This is a genomic window from Micromonospora sp. NPDC049201 (genome assembly GCF_055586805.1).
In genome coordinates this window covers 151,776-167,150 of record NZ_JBVJHM010000006.1, presented here as the reverse complement: position 1 = coordinate 167,150, position 15,375 = coordinate 151,776, and the positions used below count along the sequence as shown (strand labels likewise).

At 73.2% G+C, this 15,375-nt stretch carries 12 protein-coding genes; 8 read left to right on the top strand and 4 right to left on the bottom strand.

Going from position 1 to position 15,375, the window contains the following annotated elements:
- Window positions 1-41: 41 nt before the first annotated feature.
- The 4 genes from ACZ6O5_RS14890 to ACZ6O5_RS14875 all read right to left on the bottom strand — a co-directional run bounded on the left by ACZ6O5_RS14890 (window position 42) and on the right by ACZ6O5_RS14875 (window position 4,803).
- Window positions 42-1,475 carry a GH1 family beta-glucosidase gene (locus ACZ6O5_RS14890; protein WP_465977451.1) on the bottom strand — a complete coding sequence of 478 codons (1,434 nt, stop codon included), beginning with the start codon at window positions 1,473-1,475 and terminating at the stop codon, window positions 42-44.
- Window positions 1,472-2,374 (bottom strand): carbohydrate ABC transporter permease, encoded by a 903-nt coding sequence (locus ACZ6O5_RS14885; protein WP_396776187.1) that lies wholly within the window; start codon window positions 2,372-2,374, stop codon window positions 1,472-1,474. Before ACZ6O5_RS14885 ends, ACZ6O5_RS14890 begins: the two co-directional genes overlap by 4 nt.
- 10 nt (window positions 2,375-2,384) lie before the next feature.
- A complete protein-coding gene (locus ACZ6O5_RS14880) occupies window positions 2,385-3,362 on the bottom strand; it encodes a carbohydrate ABC transporter permease (protein WP_405093066.1) in 978 nt (325 codons plus the stop codon).
- Window positions 3,363-3,483: 121 nt separating this feature from the next.
- On the bottom strand, window positions 3,484-4,803 hold the full coding sequence (locus tag ACZ6O5_RS14875; RefSeq protein WP_425790792.1) for an ABC transporter substrate-binding protein: 1,320 nt from the start codon (window positions 4,801-4,803) through the stop codon (window positions 3,484-3,486).
- A 332-nt stretch (window positions 4,804-5,135) separates the two neighbouring features.
- Here ACZ6O5_RS14875 and ACZ6O5_RS14870 point away from each other — a divergent pair, with 332 nt between their 5' ends.
- The 8 genes from ACZ6O5_RS14870 (at window position 5,136) to ACZ6O5_RS14835 (ending at window position 15,221) form a co-directional block, all read left to right on the top strand.
- Window positions 5,136-5,909 (top strand): pyrimidine reductase family protein, encoded by a 774-nt coding sequence (locus ACZ6O5_RS14870; RefSeq protein ID WP_465977449.1) that lies wholly within the window; start codon window positions 5,136-5,138, stop codon window positions 5,907-5,909.
- A 316-nt stretch (window positions 5,910-6,225) separates the two neighbouring features.
- Window positions 6,226-7,974 (top strand): ATP-binding protein, encoded by a 1,749-nt coding sequence (locus tag ACZ6O5_RS14865; RefSeq protein ID WP_465977447.1) that lies wholly within the window; start codon window positions 6,226-6,228, stop codon window positions 7,972-7,974.
- Window positions 7,975-7,987: 13 nt separating this feature from the next.
- A complete protein-coding gene (locus ACZ6O5_RS14860; protein ID WP_465977445.1) occupies window positions 7,988-9,136 on the top strand; it encodes an exonuclease SbcCD subunit D in 1,149 nt (382 codons plus the stop codon).
- Window positions 9,136-11,610, top strand: coding sequence for an AAA family ATPase (locus ACZ6O5_RS14855; RefSeq protein ID WP_465977443.1), 2,475 nt, complete (start codon window positions 9,136-9,138; stop codon window positions 11,608-11,610). The genes ACZ6O5_RS14860 and ACZ6O5_RS14855 overlap by 1 nt, the downstream gene beginning before the upstream one ends.
- A 207-nt stretch (window positions 11,611-11,817) precedes the next feature.
- Window positions 11,818-12,798, top strand: coding sequence for a hypothetical protein (locus ACZ6O5_RS14850; protein WP_465977441.1), 981 nt, complete (start codon window positions 11,818-11,820; stop codon window positions 12,796-12,798).
- Window positions 12,798-13,655, top strand: coding sequence for a spermidine synthase (locus ACZ6O5_RS14845; RefSeq protein WP_465977439.1), 858 nt, complete (start codon window positions 12,798-12,800; stop codon window positions 13,653-13,655). Before ACZ6O5_RS14850 ends, ACZ6O5_RS14845 begins: the two co-directional genes overlap by 1 nt.
- 82 nt (window positions 13,656-13,737) lie before the next feature.
- Window positions 13,738-14,442 (top strand): sigma-70 family RNA polymerase sigma factor, encoded by a 705-nt coding sequence (locus ACZ6O5_RS14840; RefSeq protein WP_465977437.1) that lies wholly within the window; start codon window positions 13,738-13,740, stop codon window positions 14,440-14,442.
- Window positions 14,439-15,221 carry an anti-sigma factor family protein gene (locus ACZ6O5_RS14835; protein ID WP_465977435.1) on the top strand — a complete coding sequence of 261 codons (783 nt, stop codon included), beginning with the start codon at window positions 14,439-14,441 and terminating at the stop codon, window positions 15,219-15,221. The genes ACZ6O5_RS14840 and ACZ6O5_RS14835 overlap by 4 nt, the downstream gene beginning before the upstream one ends.
- The last annotated feature ends 154 nt before the right edge of the window (window positions 15,222-15,375 follow it).

The window sequence follows — 15,375 nt, the reverse complement described above, 5'->3', positions numbered from 1 at the left end:
GAGGCTCCGGCGCCGGGCCACCCGTTACTGGCTGGCCCAGCTTATTGTGCGGCCAGGCCGTTACGTCGGATCACGTCGGCGTACCACCTGGCGCTGGACTTCGCGATCCGGGCCTGGCTGTCGTAGTCGACATAGACCATGCCGAACCGCTTCGTGTAGCCCCAGGCCCACTCGAAGTTGTCCATGAGCGACCAGGCGAAGTAGCCCTTCAGCGGCACCCCGGCCTCGATCGCGGCGTGCGACGCGCGCAGGTGCGCGGCGAAGTAGGCCAGCCGGTCCGGGTCGTCGACCCGCCCGTCGGCCAGCGTGTCGACGAACGCCGAGCCGTTCTCGGTGACGTAGAGCGGCAGGTCGGTGTACTCCCGGTGGACCCGCTCCAGCGTCTCGGTCAGGCCCGGGGCGTCGATCTCCCAGTCCATGTCGGTCACCGGCACACCCCGGGTGACGAACCGGACGTCCTCGCTGCCCGGCCAGCAGGACGGCGCCCGCCAGTAGGGCTCCGGCTCCCCGCCCTCGACCGGCGCGGCGACCACGTGCCGGCTGTAGTAGTTGACCCCGACCATGTCCAGCGGCGTGGAGATGGTGGCCAGGTCGCCGTCGCGGACGTGCCCGAGGTCGGTGACGTTGCGCAGGTCGGCGATCAGATCGGCCGGGTACGCGCCGCGCAGCACCGGGTCCAGGAAGAAGCGGTTGGCCAGCGCGTCGATGCGGCGGGCCGCGTCGGCGTCCGCCGCCGACCCGGTGGCCGGGGTGACCGGGTAGAGGTTCACCGTGATGCCGAGCTCCGCCTGCGGGCGGGACGCCCGCACCGCCTGCACGGCCAGGCCGTGCCCGAGCATCAGGTGGTGCCCGGCCCGGACCGCGTCCGCGCCGTTCGACCGGCCCGGCGCGTGCACGCCGGAGCCGTAGCCGAGGAACGCCGAGCACCACGGCTCGTTCAGCGTGGTGAAGTACTTCACCCGGTCGCCGAGCGCGTCGGCGACCAGCGCCGAGTATTCCGCGAACCGGCCGGCGGTGTCCCGGGCCGGCCAGCCGCCGGCGTCCTCCAGCGGCTGGGGCAGGTCCCAGTGGTAGAGCGTCACCCAGGGCTCGATGCCGTGCCCGAGCAGCTCGTCGACCAGGCGGTGGTAGAAGTCCATCCCCTCCTGGTTGATTCCGCCGGCGCCACCCGGCTGTACCCGGGGCCAGGAGACGGAGAAGCGGTAGGACCGCAGCCCCAGGTCGGCCATCAGCCGCACGTCGTCCGACATCCGGTGGTAGTGGTCACAGGCCACGTCGCCGGTGTGCCCGGCCACCGTCCGACCCTCGGTGTGGCTGAAGGTGTCCCAGATCGACGGCGTACGGCCACCCTCCGCCGCGGCGCCCTCGATCTGGTACGCGGCGGTCGCCGCGCCCCAGAGGAAGCCGGGCGGGAACGTGACGGCCGGGCCCTCGTCGAGAACGCCGACGGCGGGCGGGCTGGCTGGGTTGCTCACGACTTGACGGCGCCTTCCATGATGCCGCCGATGATCTGGCGGCCGAACAGAACGAACACGATGAACAGGGGCAGGGTCGCGATCAACGTACCGGCGAAGATCTGCGAGTTGTCGGCGAAGTACGCGGTGTTGAGGCTACGGAGCGAGATCTGGACGGTCGGGTTGGACGGGTCGGCCAGCACCACGAACGGCCAGAAGAACTGGTTCCACTGCTCCATGAAGGTGAGCAGGCCGAGCACCGCGGCGGCGGGCCGCAGCGCGGGCATCACCACGTGCCAGTACACCCGCCAGGTCGAACAGCCGTCCACCCGGGCGGCCTCGATCAGCTCGTTCGGGACCGCCTGTTCGGCGTACTGGCGCATCATGAAGATCCCGAAGCCGCCGATGAGGAACGGCACGGTGACCGACGGCATGGTGTTCAGCCAGTCGAGCTTCGCCATCAGGATGTAGAGCGGGAGCACACCGAGCTGGATCGGCACCATCATCGAGGCGAGGATGATCAGCAGCAGCGCGTTCTTGCCCCGGAAGCGGAGCTTGGCGAACGCGAAGCCGGCCAGCGAGCCGAAGAACACCGTGGCGATGGTGATCGTCCCGGAGACCAGGAACGAGTTCATCAGGCCCTTGACGACGTTGGCGTCGCCGTTGGCCAGCACCCGCTCGATGTTCTCGCCGAGCTTGCCGCCGGGCAGGAACGGCGGCGGCCAGGAGTTGGCCGCGTCGTTGGTCCGCGAGGCGATGACGATCATCCAGTAGAACGGGAACAGCGACAGGAACACGCCGAGGACCAGCCCGAACCAGGTGAGCGGGCTGGCCTTGAAGAGCCGCTCGGCCTGGTGGGTGGCCTTGACCTTGGCGGGCGCGGGCGGCCGGGTGGGCGGACGGAGTGTGGTGGTCGTCATCTCGTCACCTTCACTTGTCGGAGCTGATGCGACGGGCCAGCAGGTAGTTGATCGTCGACATCAGTGCGATGAGCACGAAGAGCACGAGCGCGACCGCCCCGGCGTAACCCCACCGGAAGCGCTGGTTCATCACGTCGAGCAGGTACATCGTGATGGTCTGGAACTGGCCCTCGGAGCCGCCGGAGAGGCCGCCCGACCCGCTGGTGAACAGCAGCGGCTCGGTGAAGAGCTGGAGCCCGCCGATGGTCGAGATGATCAGCGTGAAGATGATCGTGGGGCGTAGCTGCGGGACCGTGATCGACCAGAACTGGCGACGCCGGGACGCCCCGTCGAGCGCGGCGGCCTCGTACATGTCCTTGCTGATCGACTGCATGGCGGCCAGGTAGATCAGCGCGTTGTAGCCGACCCACCGCCAGTCGACCATGGTGGAGATGGCGAACCAGGAGGCGAAGCGGTTCGCCCGCCAGTCGATCGGGTCCAGGCCGACGGCGTCGAGCAGCCAGTTGATCAGGCCGAAGTCCTTGGCGTAGATCATCGAGAAGATCAGCGCGACCACCGCGGTCGAGGTGATGATCGGCATCGCGATGGCCATCCGGAAGAAGGTCTGCGCGCGCAGCTTCCGGTTCAGCGCGTTGGCCAGCATCAGCGCCAGCATCAGCTGGGGCACGGTGGAGAGCACGAACATGCCGAACGTGTTCACCACCGCGTTCCAGAACTGCGGGTCGTCGGTGAGCAGTTCGACGAAGTTGTCCAGCCCGACGAAGGAGATCGTCGCGTTGAGCGGGGACCGGTCGGTCAACGCGATCCAGACCGTGTACACGATCGGGTACGCGCTGAACACGGCGAAGAGCAGGAAGAACGGCAGGACGTACAGGTAGGGCGAGTACTTCAGGTCCAGCTTGGTGGCCGAGCTGGCGCGGCGGTGCGAGGTGCGGGCGCGCGGCGGGCGGGGCTCGGGCGGCGCCGTGGCGTGCAGGTCGAGGCTCATCAGGAGTCCTTCTCCTCGGCCGGCGTCGCCCGCCTCACGGGCGGCGCCGGGCTCTGCGGGCACCGCGGGTGGCGCCGGCAGCACAGGGCTGCCGACGCCACCCGCGAGCGGCTCAGCCGGATCACTTACCGGCGGCCGCACCGTTCTTCAAAGCCGCCTGCCACTGCTCGTCGGCGGACTTGCCCTGCTCCACGGCGCGCAGCGTGTTCTCCACGGCGGTGCGGACCGCGTTGTTCTTCGGGCCGAGGTAGACCGGCTTCAGGTCGGTGGCGCCGGCGGCGAAGATCTTGCCGACCGGGGCCTTGCTGAAGTAGTCGTTGGTCGAGTCGGCCACGGCCGGGTCGGTGAGCGCCTGCGGGTTCGACGGCAGGTTGCCGACCGCCTTGTACGCGCCGATCTGACCCTTGGCGCTGGTCAGGAACTTGGCCAGCTCCGCGGCCTCCTTCTGGTGCTTGCTCGACTTCGGCACGCCGAGGAAGGAGCCGCCCCAGTTGCCGCCCGCGCCGGGGGCCTTGGCGATGTCCCACTTGCCGGCCGCCGCGTCACCGGCCTGGCCCTTGATCACACCGGTCATCCACGCCGGGCAGGCGATGGTGGCGAAGGTGCCGTTCTTGAAACCGGCGTTCCACTCGTTGGAGAAGGACTGCAGGTTGTTCGACAGCCCGGCGGAGATCATCTTGGTGGTGAGCTGGTACGCGGCCTGCACGTCCGGGTTCTGGTCGATGACCAGCTTGTTGCTCTTGTCGTAGTACGTGTAGCCGGTGCCCTGGCCCGCGACCTGCATCAGCACCACGTTGTAGAAGTTGGTCGCCGAGTCGACGAACTTGTGCTTCTTGTCGGCGCCGGCGAACTTCTGGCCGGCCTCGATGAACTTGTCCCAGGTCGGCCAGAGCGCGCCGACCTGCTCGCGGTCGGTGGGCAGGCCGGCGGCCTTGAACAGGTCGGTGCGGTAGCACAGCGCCATCGAGCCGACGTCGGTGCCGAGGCCCAGCACCTTGCCGTCGGGGGTGGTGCCCTGCTCCCACTTCCACGGCAGGAAGTTGCCCTTGAGGTCGTTCGCGCCGTGGTCGGCCAGGTTCACGAACTTGTCGGCCTGCGCGTAGAACTGGACGATCGTGCCCTCTTCGAGGGCCACCACGTCACCGGCGCCGGAGCCGGCGGTGATCTGCTGGGTCAGGCGGGTGTTGTAGTCGCCGAGACCGAGGCCCTTGCCGCGCTCCTGGATCTTGACGTTGGTGTGCTCGGCTTCGTACTGCTTGTACAGGTCTTCGTAGCCGAAGCCCTGGTCGCCGAAGACGTCGACGACCAGGGTGACCGGGCCGCCGCTGTCCCCGCCGCCTGACGAGTCGTCGTCATTGCCGCAGGCCGTGGCGCCGGCAAGCACCATGGCGGACGCGAGTGCGATGGCCGCAAAGCGCCGACGGTGAATCGGGACGCTCATCTTCAGACCCCTCTTTTCGGTGGTGAGGCGAGATATCTGTGGTGGGGGGTGCGTTTGGCGCCGGGCCGGAGCGGGCAGAAAGGAGATTCACACCACTGCCGGGAGCGCTCCCATGAGATTGCCGGCAGGTAACAGGGGTGTCAATAGGCCGCTGGGAGCGTTCCCATTTCGTTACCGCGTACGCTCCGCCGTCCCGGCGCGGCATAGGCTGCCAGCATGATCTGCCGAGCCTGCCGGGAGCGGCGGCACCGCGACTGCCGAGGCCGGACGTGGTGCGACTGCCAACACCGCGCACCCGGGCCCACGCCGCCGGTCACCGGGCCGGCCGGCGAATGAGCGGCGACACCCCGATCGAACGGGTCTGGCCCGCACCCGGCACCGGTCCGCTCACCGACCCGCAGCTCACCGCGCTCTACGACCGGGCGGCGCAGCCGCACCTGCGGGTCAACTTCGTCGCCAGCGCGGACGGCGCGGTCACCCTGGACGACTATTCCGCCGGGCTCTCCGGCGAGCCGGACAAGCGCGTCTTCGGGTTGCTGCGGATGCTCTGCGACGGCCTGCTGGTGGCCGCCGGCACGCTGCGGCACGAGGGCTACGGCGCGGTCCGGCTGAGCGCCGACCGCCGCGCCTGGCGCCGCGAGCGGGGTCTGGCCGAGTTCCCGACGCTGGTGGTGGTCTCCGGCTCGCTCGACCTCGACCCGGCGCAGGGCTGCTTCGCCGACGCCCCGGTCCGGCCGCTGGTACTCACCCGCTCCGACGCCACACCACCGGCCGGGCTCACCGAGGTCGCCGACCTGATCCGCTGCGGCACCGACCACGTCGACCTGGCCGCCGGGCTGGCCGAGCTGCGCCGCCGCGGGCTGGGCCAGGTGCTCTGCGAGGGCGGCCCGCACCTGTTCGGCGCGCTCACCGCCGCCGACCTGGTCGACGAGCTGTGCCTGACCGTGGCGCCGCTGCTCGCCGGCGCCGGCCCCGGCCGGATCACCGCCGGGCCCGGCAGCCCCGCACGCCACCTGCCACTGCGGCACGTACTGGCCGCCGCCGACGGCGTGCTGATGCTGCGCTACGCCCGCGACCCGGGCAACCCGCCGCCCCCCATCCCCTGACCACCCCACCCCACCCCACCCCCGCCGATTGCGCGCAGATTCTCGGAAAGAGTCGTCATTTCGCCCCGGACAGGCCCGCTTTCCGTGAATCAGCGCGCAGTCGTACGGCTCGGCGGGCCGGCTCTCCGTCCTGTTGCGGGATCGCCTGCCGAAGGGCACGTCGGGAGCGGGAATCACACGTAGCGTGTTCGCCCGGATCCGCCCGGCGAGCGGCCGGCGTGGCGTCCGACGCGTCGCGTGGCAACCTGTCGCATCCCTCGGGCAGGATGCAGGACGTGCGCCGCCAATCCGACGACCAGCCGACCGGAGACCGCCGATGACCGACGACCAGCTCGACGGCCCCGGCGAGGGGGTCGGCCGGGTGCTCGGCACCGCCGACGCCACTCCGCTCACCTTCTGGACGGCCGTCGCCCCGGGGAGCTATCTGCAACTCGACGACGTGGTGGTGACCCGACGCGAGCTGCCCGACCGGGAGCCGGTGACCATCGCCGGCGTGGTGACCCAGGTGCGCGCCCGGCACGAGGGGGCGCAGTTCGACTCCGACGTCTTCGCCATCGCCGACGGCACGCTGCCGGCGCAGGTGCAGGAGGCCGCCGAGATCACCACCACCCGGGTCGATCCGGAGTTCTACGTCCCGCCCACGCCGGGCGCGGTGGTGCACCGGGCCGAGGGTGACGCCCGGGCCCGGGCGCTGCACTTCGACCGGATGGAGCGGCGGATCCCGATGGGGATGGGCCGCGACGGCGTGCCGGTCTACCTCAACGCCGACTTCCTCGACGGCACCCGGGGCGCGCACATCTCCATCTCCGGCATCTCCGGGGTGGCCACCAAGACCAGCTTCGCGACCTTCCTGCTCTACTCGGTGTTCCGCTCCGGCGTGCTCGGCGGCGACGCGGTCAACGCCAAGGCGCTGATCTTCAACGTCAAGGGCGAGGACCTGCTCTTCCTCGACCACCCGAACACCCGGCTCGACGACCCGACCCGCGCGGCGTACGCGAAGCTCGGTCTCGACGCCGGCGCGTTCCCCGACGTGCGGGTGTACGCCCCGCCCCGGGTCGGCGACTCCTCCGGCACGCCGGACGTGAGCAGCCGGCTCACCGGCGTGGACAGCTTCTACTGGACGCTGAGCGAGTTCTGCGCCGACCGGCTGCTGCCCTACGTGTTCGCCGACGCCGACGACGAGCGCCAGCAATACACCATGGTGGTCCACTCGGTCGCCGCCCACCTGGCCCGGTACGCCCAGCCCGCCGACGGCGGGGTGAGCATCGACGGGGTCCGCCTCGGCTCCTACGCCGACCTGGTCGACCACGTGGTCGAGCAGCTCAACGACGACGAGACCCGGGGCGACTGGGCCGGCAGCGCGGTCGGCCTGGGCACCGTCAACGCGTTCGCCCGCCGGCTCATCGGCAGCAAGAAGGACCTGGGCCGGCTCATCCGCGGTGACCTGGCCACCCGCCGCCCGCACTCGATCAACACCGCGGAGAGCGCCCAGGTCACCGTGGTCGACCTGCACAACCTGCCGGACCGCGCGCAGCGCTTCGTGGTCGGCGTGACGCTCAAGAGCGAGTTCGAGCGCAAGGAGAAGGCCGGCACCGCCAAGCCGTTGCTCTTCGTCGTGCTCGACGAGTTGAACAAGTACGCGCCCCGCGAGGGCTCCTCCCCGATCAAGGAGGTGCTGCTCGACATCGCCGAGCGGGGCCGCTCGCTGGGGGTGATCCTGGTCGGCGCGCAGCAGACCGCGAGCGAGGTGGAGCGGCGGATCGTCACCAACTCGGCGATCCGGGTGGTCGGCCGGCTCGACCCGGCCGAGGCGTCCCGCCCGGAGTACGGCTTCCTGCCGCCCGCCCAGCGCCAGCGGGCGCTGCTGGCCAAGCCCGGCACCATGTTCGTGAACCAGCCGGACATCCCGGTGCCGCTCTGTCTGGAGTTCCCGTTCCCGGCGTGGGCCACCCGGGTCTCCGAGGCGGGCCGCGCCCCGTCGGAGACGCTACGGTCGATCACGCAGGCCGCCGACCCGTTCGCGGTGGTCGGCTCCGGCACCTCCGACGACGACATCCCGTTCTAGGCGGCGACCCACCATGAAGATCCTGCACACCTCCGACTGGCACGTCGGCAAGGTCCTCAAGGGGCAGTCCCGGGCCGAGGAGCACACGCAGGTCCTCGCCCAGGTGATCGACATCGCCCGCGAGGAGCGGCCCGACCTGGTGATCGTCGCCGGTGACCTCTACGACACCGCCGCGCCGACGCCGGAGGCGACCCGGCTGGTCACCCGCGCGCTGACCGCGTTGCGCCGCACCGGCGCCGACGTGCTGGCGATCGGCGGCAACCACGACAACGGCGCGGCGCTCGACGCGCTGCGCCCGTGGGCCGACGCCGCCGGCATCACGCTGCGCGGCAGCGTGCGGGAGAATCCGGCCGAGCACGTCATCGACGGGGTGACCCGCGACGGCGAGCGGTGGCGGGTCGCCGCGCTGCCGTTCCTGTCCCAGCGCTACGCGGTCCGCGCGGTGGAGATGTACGCGCTCACCCCGGCCGAGGCCAACCAGACCTACGCCGACCATCTCGGCCGGGTGCTCGACAAGCTGGCCGAGGGCTTCACCGAGCCGGACCGGGTGCACCTGGTCACCGCACACCTCACCGTGGTCGGGGCGAGCACCGGCGGCGGCGAGCGGGACGCGCACACCGTGCTCGGCTACGCGGTGCCGGCGACCGTCTTCCCGGGCAACGCGCACTACGTGGCGCTGGGCCACCTGCACCGCTCCCAGCGGGTGATCGGCCCCTGCCCGATCCGCTACAGCGGCAGCCCGCTCGCGGTCGACTTCGGCGAGCAGGAGAACGTCGGCTCGGTGACGATCGTGGAGGTCACCGCCACCACCGCCGCCCGGGTCCGGGAGGTGCCGGTGCCCGGCGCGGTGCCGCTGCGCACGGTGCGGGGCACCCTCGCGCAGCTCGCCGAGATCGAGCCGCCGGACGGCTGGCTGCGGGTCTTCGTCCGGGAGCAACCCCGGGCCGGGCTGCGCGAGGAGGTCCAGGAGCTGCTCCCCCGCGCGCTGGAGATCCGGATCGACCCGGAGCTGATGCCGGCGCCGGGCAGCGGCACCCGCACCGCCCAGCGGGCCGGCCGCTCGCCGCGCGAGCTGTTCGCCGACTACCTGGGCAGCCGCGGGCACGCCGACGACGGCGTCCGGGAACTCTTCGACGAGCTGCTCGAGGAGGTGGAGCACTGATGCGGCCGATGCGGCTGGACATGGCCGGCTTCACCGTGTTCCGCGAGGAGACCACCGTCGACTTCACCGACGCCGACTTCTTCGCGCTGGTCGGGCCGACCGGTTCGGGCAAGTCGACGGTGCTCGACGCGATCTGCTTCGCGCTCTACGGCACGGTGCCACGCTGGGGCGGCACGCGCGGGCTGGCCAACGCGCTGGCCCCGTCGGCCGCCGAGGCCCGGGTCCGGCTGGTCTTCGAGTCCGCCGGCGACCGGTACGTCGCCACCCGGGTGGTCCGCCGCGACGGCCGGGGGACGGTGAAGACGGCCAACGCCGGGCTCCAGCTCATGCCGCCCGGCTTCGACGTGACCAAGCTGGACACCGGTCTCAGCCCGGAGGATCTGGGCGACGTGGTGGCCGGCACGCCGGCCGAGATGGAGCAGGCCGTGCTGGACGCGGTCGGCCTGCCGTACGAGCAGTTCACCTCGTGCGTGGTGCTGCCGCAGGGGCAGTTCGCCGACTTCCTGCACGCGAAGCCGGCCACCCGGCAGCAGATCCTGGTGAACCTGCTCGGGCTGGGCGTCTACGAGGGCGTGCAGAAGAAGGCGGTCGAGCGCGCCGGGCAGGCCGAGGCGAAGCTGGAGACGGTCGACAAGGTGCTCGGCGGTCTGGCCGACGTGGACGACGCGCGGCTGGCCGACGCCCGGGGCCGGGTCGAGGCGGTGCGGGAGCTGGCCGGGGCGGTCGCCGCGGCCGTACCGGAACTGGAACGGGCCCGGGCCACGGCCGGTGAGCGGGCCGCGGCGCTGGCCGCGCTCGACGCCGAGCTGGGCGTGCTGTCCGGGGTCCGGCCGCCGGACGGCACCGCCGAGCTGGCCCGCGCGGTGGCCGCGGCCCGGGTGGCCGTCGACGAGGCGACCGCGGCGGTCGGGCTGGCCGAGGAGCGCGAGGAGAAGCTGCGCGGCGAGCTGGCCGCGGCCGGCGACGAGAGCGCGGCGCGCCTGCTGCTGCGGGCGTACGCCGACCGGGAGCGGTTGACCGGCGAGGCGGCGACGGTCCGCGCGGCGGTCGACGCGGCGCGGGCCGAGCACGACACGGCGGTCGCGGCGTTGGACGCGGCGCGGGCCGCCGCCGAGCGGGCCGAGGTCGAGCTGGAGGCGGCGTTCCGGGCGCACGACGAGGCGAAGGCCGCCGACCAGGCGGTGGCGCTGCGGGCGCACCTGGTCGACGGCGCGCCGTGCCCGGTGTGCGAGCAGGTGGTGGTCGCCGTGCCGGCGGTGCCGAAGGGCTCGGCGGTGAGCCGGGCGCTCGCGGCCGGCAAGGCGGCGCGGGCGGCCAGCGAGGCCGCCAAGCGGGTGGTGGCCGAGCGCGACGCCGCCGCCCGTGACCTGGACCGGGTGCTGCTGCGGGTCCGGGCCGAGCAGGACGGGCTCGCCGCGCGGCTGGCCGAGCTGGACGGGCAGCTCGCGGACGCCGCCGCGCCGGAGGCGCTGCGCCGGTCGCTGGCCGAGCACGCCCGGCTCCGGACGGCGTTGGACGAGGCGGGTGGCGCGGTGCGGGCCGGTCGGGAGGCCGCCCGGCGGGCGCGGGGCACGCTCGACGGCGCGCAGGACCGGCTGCGCCGGGCGTGGCGCGACTTCGACGCGGTGCGGGACGGGCTGGCCCGGTTCGGCCCGCCGGCCGCCGACCGGGACGACGTGGCGTCGGCCTGGACGGCGCTGGCCGGGTGGGCGGGCGAGCAGGCCGACCGGCGGCGGGCCGACCGGGGCGGGTTGGCCGGGTCGGTGGACGCGGCCCGGCGGGCGGCGGCCGAGGTGTCCGACCGGATCGGCGCGTTGTTCACCGCCGCCGGGCTGGACGCGCCGGACGATCCGCTGCGCGACGCCGCGGTGGCGGTGGAGCGGGCCGAGGCGGAGTTGCGTCGGCTGACCGAGCGTCGCGAGCAGGCGACCGAGCTGCGGGAGCAGCGGGCCGGCCACGAGCGGCAGGCGCGGGTGGCCCGCGCGCTCGCGAGCCACCTGCGGGCCAACAACTTCGAGCGCTGGCTGCTCACCGAGGCGCTGGACCTGCTTGTCGACGGCGCGTCGCGGATCCTGCGGGAGCTGTCCGGCGGGCAGTACGACCTGGTGCACGACAAGGGTGAGTTCTTCGTGGTCGACCACCACGACGCCGGGCTGCGGCGCGGGGTGCGGACGCTGTCCGGCGGGGAGACGTTCCAGGCGTCGCTGGCGCTGGCGTTGGCGTTGTCGGAGCAGTTGGCCGGCATGTCGACGAGCGCGGCGAGCCTGGAGTCGATCGTGCTGGACGAGGGTTTCGGCACGCTGGACGCGGCCACGCTGGACACCGTCGCCGCCACGCTGGAGAGCCTGGCCGCCCGGGGCGACCGGATGGTCGGGGTGGTCACCCACGTGCCGGCGCTGGCCGAGCGGATCCCGGTCCGCTTCGAGGTCCGCAAGGACGCCCGCACCGCCCGCATCGAGCGGACCGGCCTGTGAGCGCGAGGAGTGCAGCGCAGCGGAGCCCCGCAGTCGCGAACGAAGGCCGGCACGGTGAGCGCGAGGAGTGCAGCGCAGCGGAGCCCCGCGGTCGCGAACGAAGGCCGGCACGGTGAGCGCGAGGAGTGCAGCGCAGCGGAGCCCTCGCAGTCGCGAGCGGAAGGCCGGCACGGTGGGGGCGCGCGACGGCGCGCGGCGGGGCGCCGCGTGACCGGGCCGTCCCGGGCCGGCGCCCGGTTCTTCGTCGACTCGTGGGACCCGGCGTACGGGGCGTCGTTCGAGGCGGCCGGCGGGACCGGGCCGGCGACGCCGAGCAGCGCCCAGGTGGAGGCCGACGTCGAACTGCCGGTCACCGACTGGCGGGCGATCGATCCCCGTCCCGGGGTGCGGTCGCCGGACGTGGTGCTGCTCGTCGACGGCGTCCGCCGGATCGACGCCAGCGTCTGGACGGCCGAGGAGGACGGCGGCTCGTTCCCCGGCATCGCCGCCTCGTACGCGGCCGGGGTGGTCCGCTGCGACCTGGACCGGGGCGCCGCCGAGCTGGCCGGTGCCCGGGTGGGCCGGGGGTTGTTCACCGCCAGCCCGTCGGCGCAGGAGGTGGTGGCCGGCTCGGTCCGCTATCCGGTGCACCGGGTCGGCGGCACCGGCGAGCTGAGCAAGCTGCCGGCCGCGGTGCAGGGCCCGCTGACCGCGCTGGAGGTGGCCGTCTCGGACGCGGTCCGCGCCGACGGCGACCTGCTGGTGGTGGACGGTCCGCTGCGCAGCCGCCGGAACCTGCCGCGCACCCTGGGTTACATCAAGACCCAGCACAGCCAGTATCTCGACGCCCGGCTGACCGCGGTGGTGACCGGGCTGGCGCCGGGCCAGCGCTGCCCGGTGTTCCGGCTGGGCACGGCGTGGGGCGGCTGGTCGTGGTATCTGCGTCTGCCGGTGGCCGCCGGGGCGCCCTGGGCGGGCATCGTCCGGATGGAGTGCTCGGCCGAGCTGACCGTGCCGGAGGCGGTCGCGCTGGCCGACCTGTCCCTGGTCACGCTGCCCCGGTTCGCGTCCACCCCGTACAAGGACCCGCGGGCCCCGCAGAACCTGGTGCCGATCGCCGGGTTGGAGCGCAGGCTGCGCGGGATGCTCGGCGACGCGCGGCTGCTGCACCGGGTGCTCACCTCGGCGGCGCGTGGAATGCGGCGCTGATGGGCCGGCGACGGGACGCCGACCGGGTGGTGGCGGACGTCGACACCGGGCAGGCCGAGCTGGTGCCGGACCGGGACCGTCCCGGCTCGTGGACGCTGCTGCTGGACGGCGCACCGCAGTCGCATGTGGACCTGACCGATCCGACGCACCTGGAGTTCGAGTACGTCCGGCGGCTGGCCGCCGCGATCGACCTGGTCGCGCCCGCCGGCGCGCCGTTGCGGGTGCTGCACCTGGGCGGCGGCGCGCTGACGCTGCCCCGGTACGTGCGGGCCACCCGGCCCGGTTCCACGCAGCGGGTGTCGGAGGTGGACGGCGCGCTTGTGGAGCTGGTCCGGCGGGAGCTGCCCTGGCCGGCCGATCCCCGGCTGCGGGTGCGGGTGGGCGACGCCCGCGCCACGCTGTCGTCCAGCCGGGACGGCGGGTACGACGTGATCGTCGCGGACGTCTTCGCCGGCGCCCGCACCCCGGCGCACCTGACCTCGGTGGAGTTCGCCGCCGAGGTGGCCCGGGTGCTGGCGCCGGACGGCTGCTACCTGGCGAACGTCGCCGACGGCCCGCCGCTGCGGCACGCCCGTGGGCAGGTCGCCACCGTGCGGACCGTGCTGCCCCGGGCCTGCCTGGTGGGCGACGCGGCGGTGCTGCGCGGCCGGCGGTACGGCAACCTGGTGCTGGTGGCGTCCCGGGTGGAGCCGCCGGTGCCGGAGCTGTCCCGGCGCGCGGCCGGCGACTGGTTCCCGGGCCGGGTGGTGGCCGGCGACGAGCTGGACCGGTTCGCCGGCGGTGTCCCGGTGGTCTCCGACGCGGACGCGGTGGACTCCACCCCGCCGCCACCGGGAATTTTTTCCGTCAAACGTTGATCCGATCGGCGGGGCGCTGCGTACCACCGGGCGGCCATGCCCGTGGGGGGCCGGCTGATGTCATTGGACACCGGAGGTCTGCATGCATGCGGTGGCGGCCGGCTGGCACGGCGAGGTGGCGCGGCCCGAGTGGATGTTCGCCCGGGCGCAGCCACACTCCCGCGCGTCGCGTTCGGGTCGGGGGGTCGACGCACGTCCCGCCGATCGCCAGAATGACCCGGTGCCGCCTCGACCCGCCCCCGGACGCCACCAGGCGACCTCCGCCGAGGCCAGCCACTCCGACCAGTTGATCCGTCTGCTCTACGCGGAGCACGCCGGCCCGCTGCTGATGTTCGTGATGCGACTGACCGGCGGGGACCGGCAGCGCGCCGAGGACATCGTGCAGGAGACGCTGCTGCGGGCCTGGCGCAACGCGCACCGCCTCGGCGTGCAGGGTGGTCAGGGGGGCTCGCTGCGCCCCTGGCTGGTCACGGTGGCCCGGCGGATCGCCATCGACGAGCACCGCAGCGAACAGGCCCGCCCGGCGGAGACGTACGACCGGGACCTGACCGCGTTCGCCGAGTCGGACAGCACCGACCGGGTGCTGCGCACGATGACCGTGGCGGACGCGCTGCGTACGCTCAGCCAGTCGCACCGGGAGATCCTGGTGGCGACGTACTTCCGGGGTCGGACGGTGCCGGAGGCGGCGGAGGAGCTGGGCCTGCCGCTGGGCACCGCGAAGTCCCGGGTCTACTACGCGCTGCGCGCGCTGCGCACGGCTCTTCAGGAGAGGGGGGTGACGGAATGAGCCGGGCCGACCACATGGACGTCGCCGCGTACGCGCTCGGCGTACTGGATCCGCAGGACATGGAGCGGTTCGAGGAGCACCTGGCCACCTGCTGGGCGTGCGCGGCCGAGCTGGAGACGATGGTCCCGGTGGTGGGGATGCTCTCCGGCATCGACGGCGAGGCGATGGCCGCGTTGGAGCAGACCCACACCGATCCGGCGCTGCTGGACCGGACGCTGGTGGCGGTACGACGGGACCGGCGGCGTACCCGGGTCCGGCAGTTGCTGGCCACCGCGGCGGCCGTGGTGGTGTTCGGCGGCCTGAGCGGCGTCGCGGCCGGGTTCCTCGGCGACGAGCCGCCGTCGACGCCGCAGGCCGGGCCGACGCAGAGCGTGCCGACCGCGGCGCCGAGCAGCGAGCCGGCCGATCCGAACCGGCCGGGTGTCGGCGGCGAGAAGGACATCGAGGGCGACGAGCACAACGCCACCGATCCGGGCACCGGCGTGACGACCACGATGTGGCTGGCGCAGAAGGAGTACGGCACGCAGATCGCCGTGCAGCTCAGCCGGCTGCCCGGGCCGCGCACCTGCCGGCTGGTGGTGGTGCGCAAGAACGCCACGAGCGAGGTGGTGGGCACCTGGTCGGTGCCGGGCGGCGGCTACGGCACCAATCAGAACCCGCTCGCGCTGGAGCTGAGCGCGTCGACCTCGGCGCCGCTGGCCGACATCGAGAAGGTTCAGGTGCAGTCCGTGGACGTCAACGGCGTGGCGAGCCCGTTGGTGACCGTCTCCGACCTCTGAACCCACCGCGCCGACGGCGCCGGGCGGCCACGGCCGTCCGGCGCCGTCGTGTCGTTTCCGGACCGTTCCGTCCCGTCGTGGTGGCGCACGGGCCACGGACCGGATCGGTTCAATCCGTCCACTGTGAAATGGCCCACCCTTTTGACTTCAACCT

What these genes read in the sequence shown, in the direction of transcription:
- ACZ6O5_RS14870 (WP_465977449.1), top strand. Translation starts at nt 5,136, where the DNA reads ATGAGCGGCGACACCCCGATCGAACGGGTCTGGCCCGCACCCGGCACC.
- ACZ6O5_RS14880 (WP_405093066.1), bottom strand. Translation starts at nt 3,362, where the DNA reads ATGAGCCTCGACCTGCACGCCACGGCGCCGCCCGAGCCCCGCCCGCCG.
- ACZ6O5_RS14885 (WP_396776187.1), bottom strand. Translation starts at nt 2,374, where the DNA reads ATGACGACCACCACACTCCGTCCGCCCACCCGGCCGCCCGCGCCCGCC.
- ACZ6O5_RS14840 (WP_465977437.1), top strand. Translation starts at nt 13,738, where the DNA reads ATGCATGCGGTGGCGGCCGGCTGGCACGGCGAGGTGGCGCGGCCCGAG.
- ACZ6O5_RS14865 (WP_465977447.1), top strand. Translation starts at nt 6,226, where the DNA reads ATGACCGACGACCAGCTCGACGGCCCCGGCGAGGGGGTCGGCCGGGTG.
- ACZ6O5_RS14855 (WP_465977443.1), top strand. Translation starts at nt 9,136, where the DNA reads ATGCGGCCGATGCGGCTGGACATGGCCGGCTTCACCGTGTTCCGCGAG.
- ACZ6O5_RS14875 (WP_425790792.1), bottom strand. Translation starts at nt 4,803, where the DNA reads ATGAGCGTCCCGATTCACCGTCGGCGCTTTGCGGCCATCGCACTCGCG.
- ACZ6O5_RS14860 (WP_465977445.1), top strand. Translation starts at nt 7,988, where the DNA reads ATGAAGATCCTGCACACCTCCGACTGGCACGTCGGCAAGGTCCTCAAG.
- ACZ6O5_RS14845 (WP_465977439.1), top strand. Translation starts at nt 12,798, where the DNA reads ATGGGCCGGCGACGGGACGCCGACCGGGTGGTGGCGGACGTCGACACC.
- ACZ6O5_RS14835 (WP_465977435.1), top strand. Translation starts at nt 14,439, where the DNA reads ATGAGCCGGGCCGACCACATGGACGTCGCCGCGTACGCGCTCGGCGTA.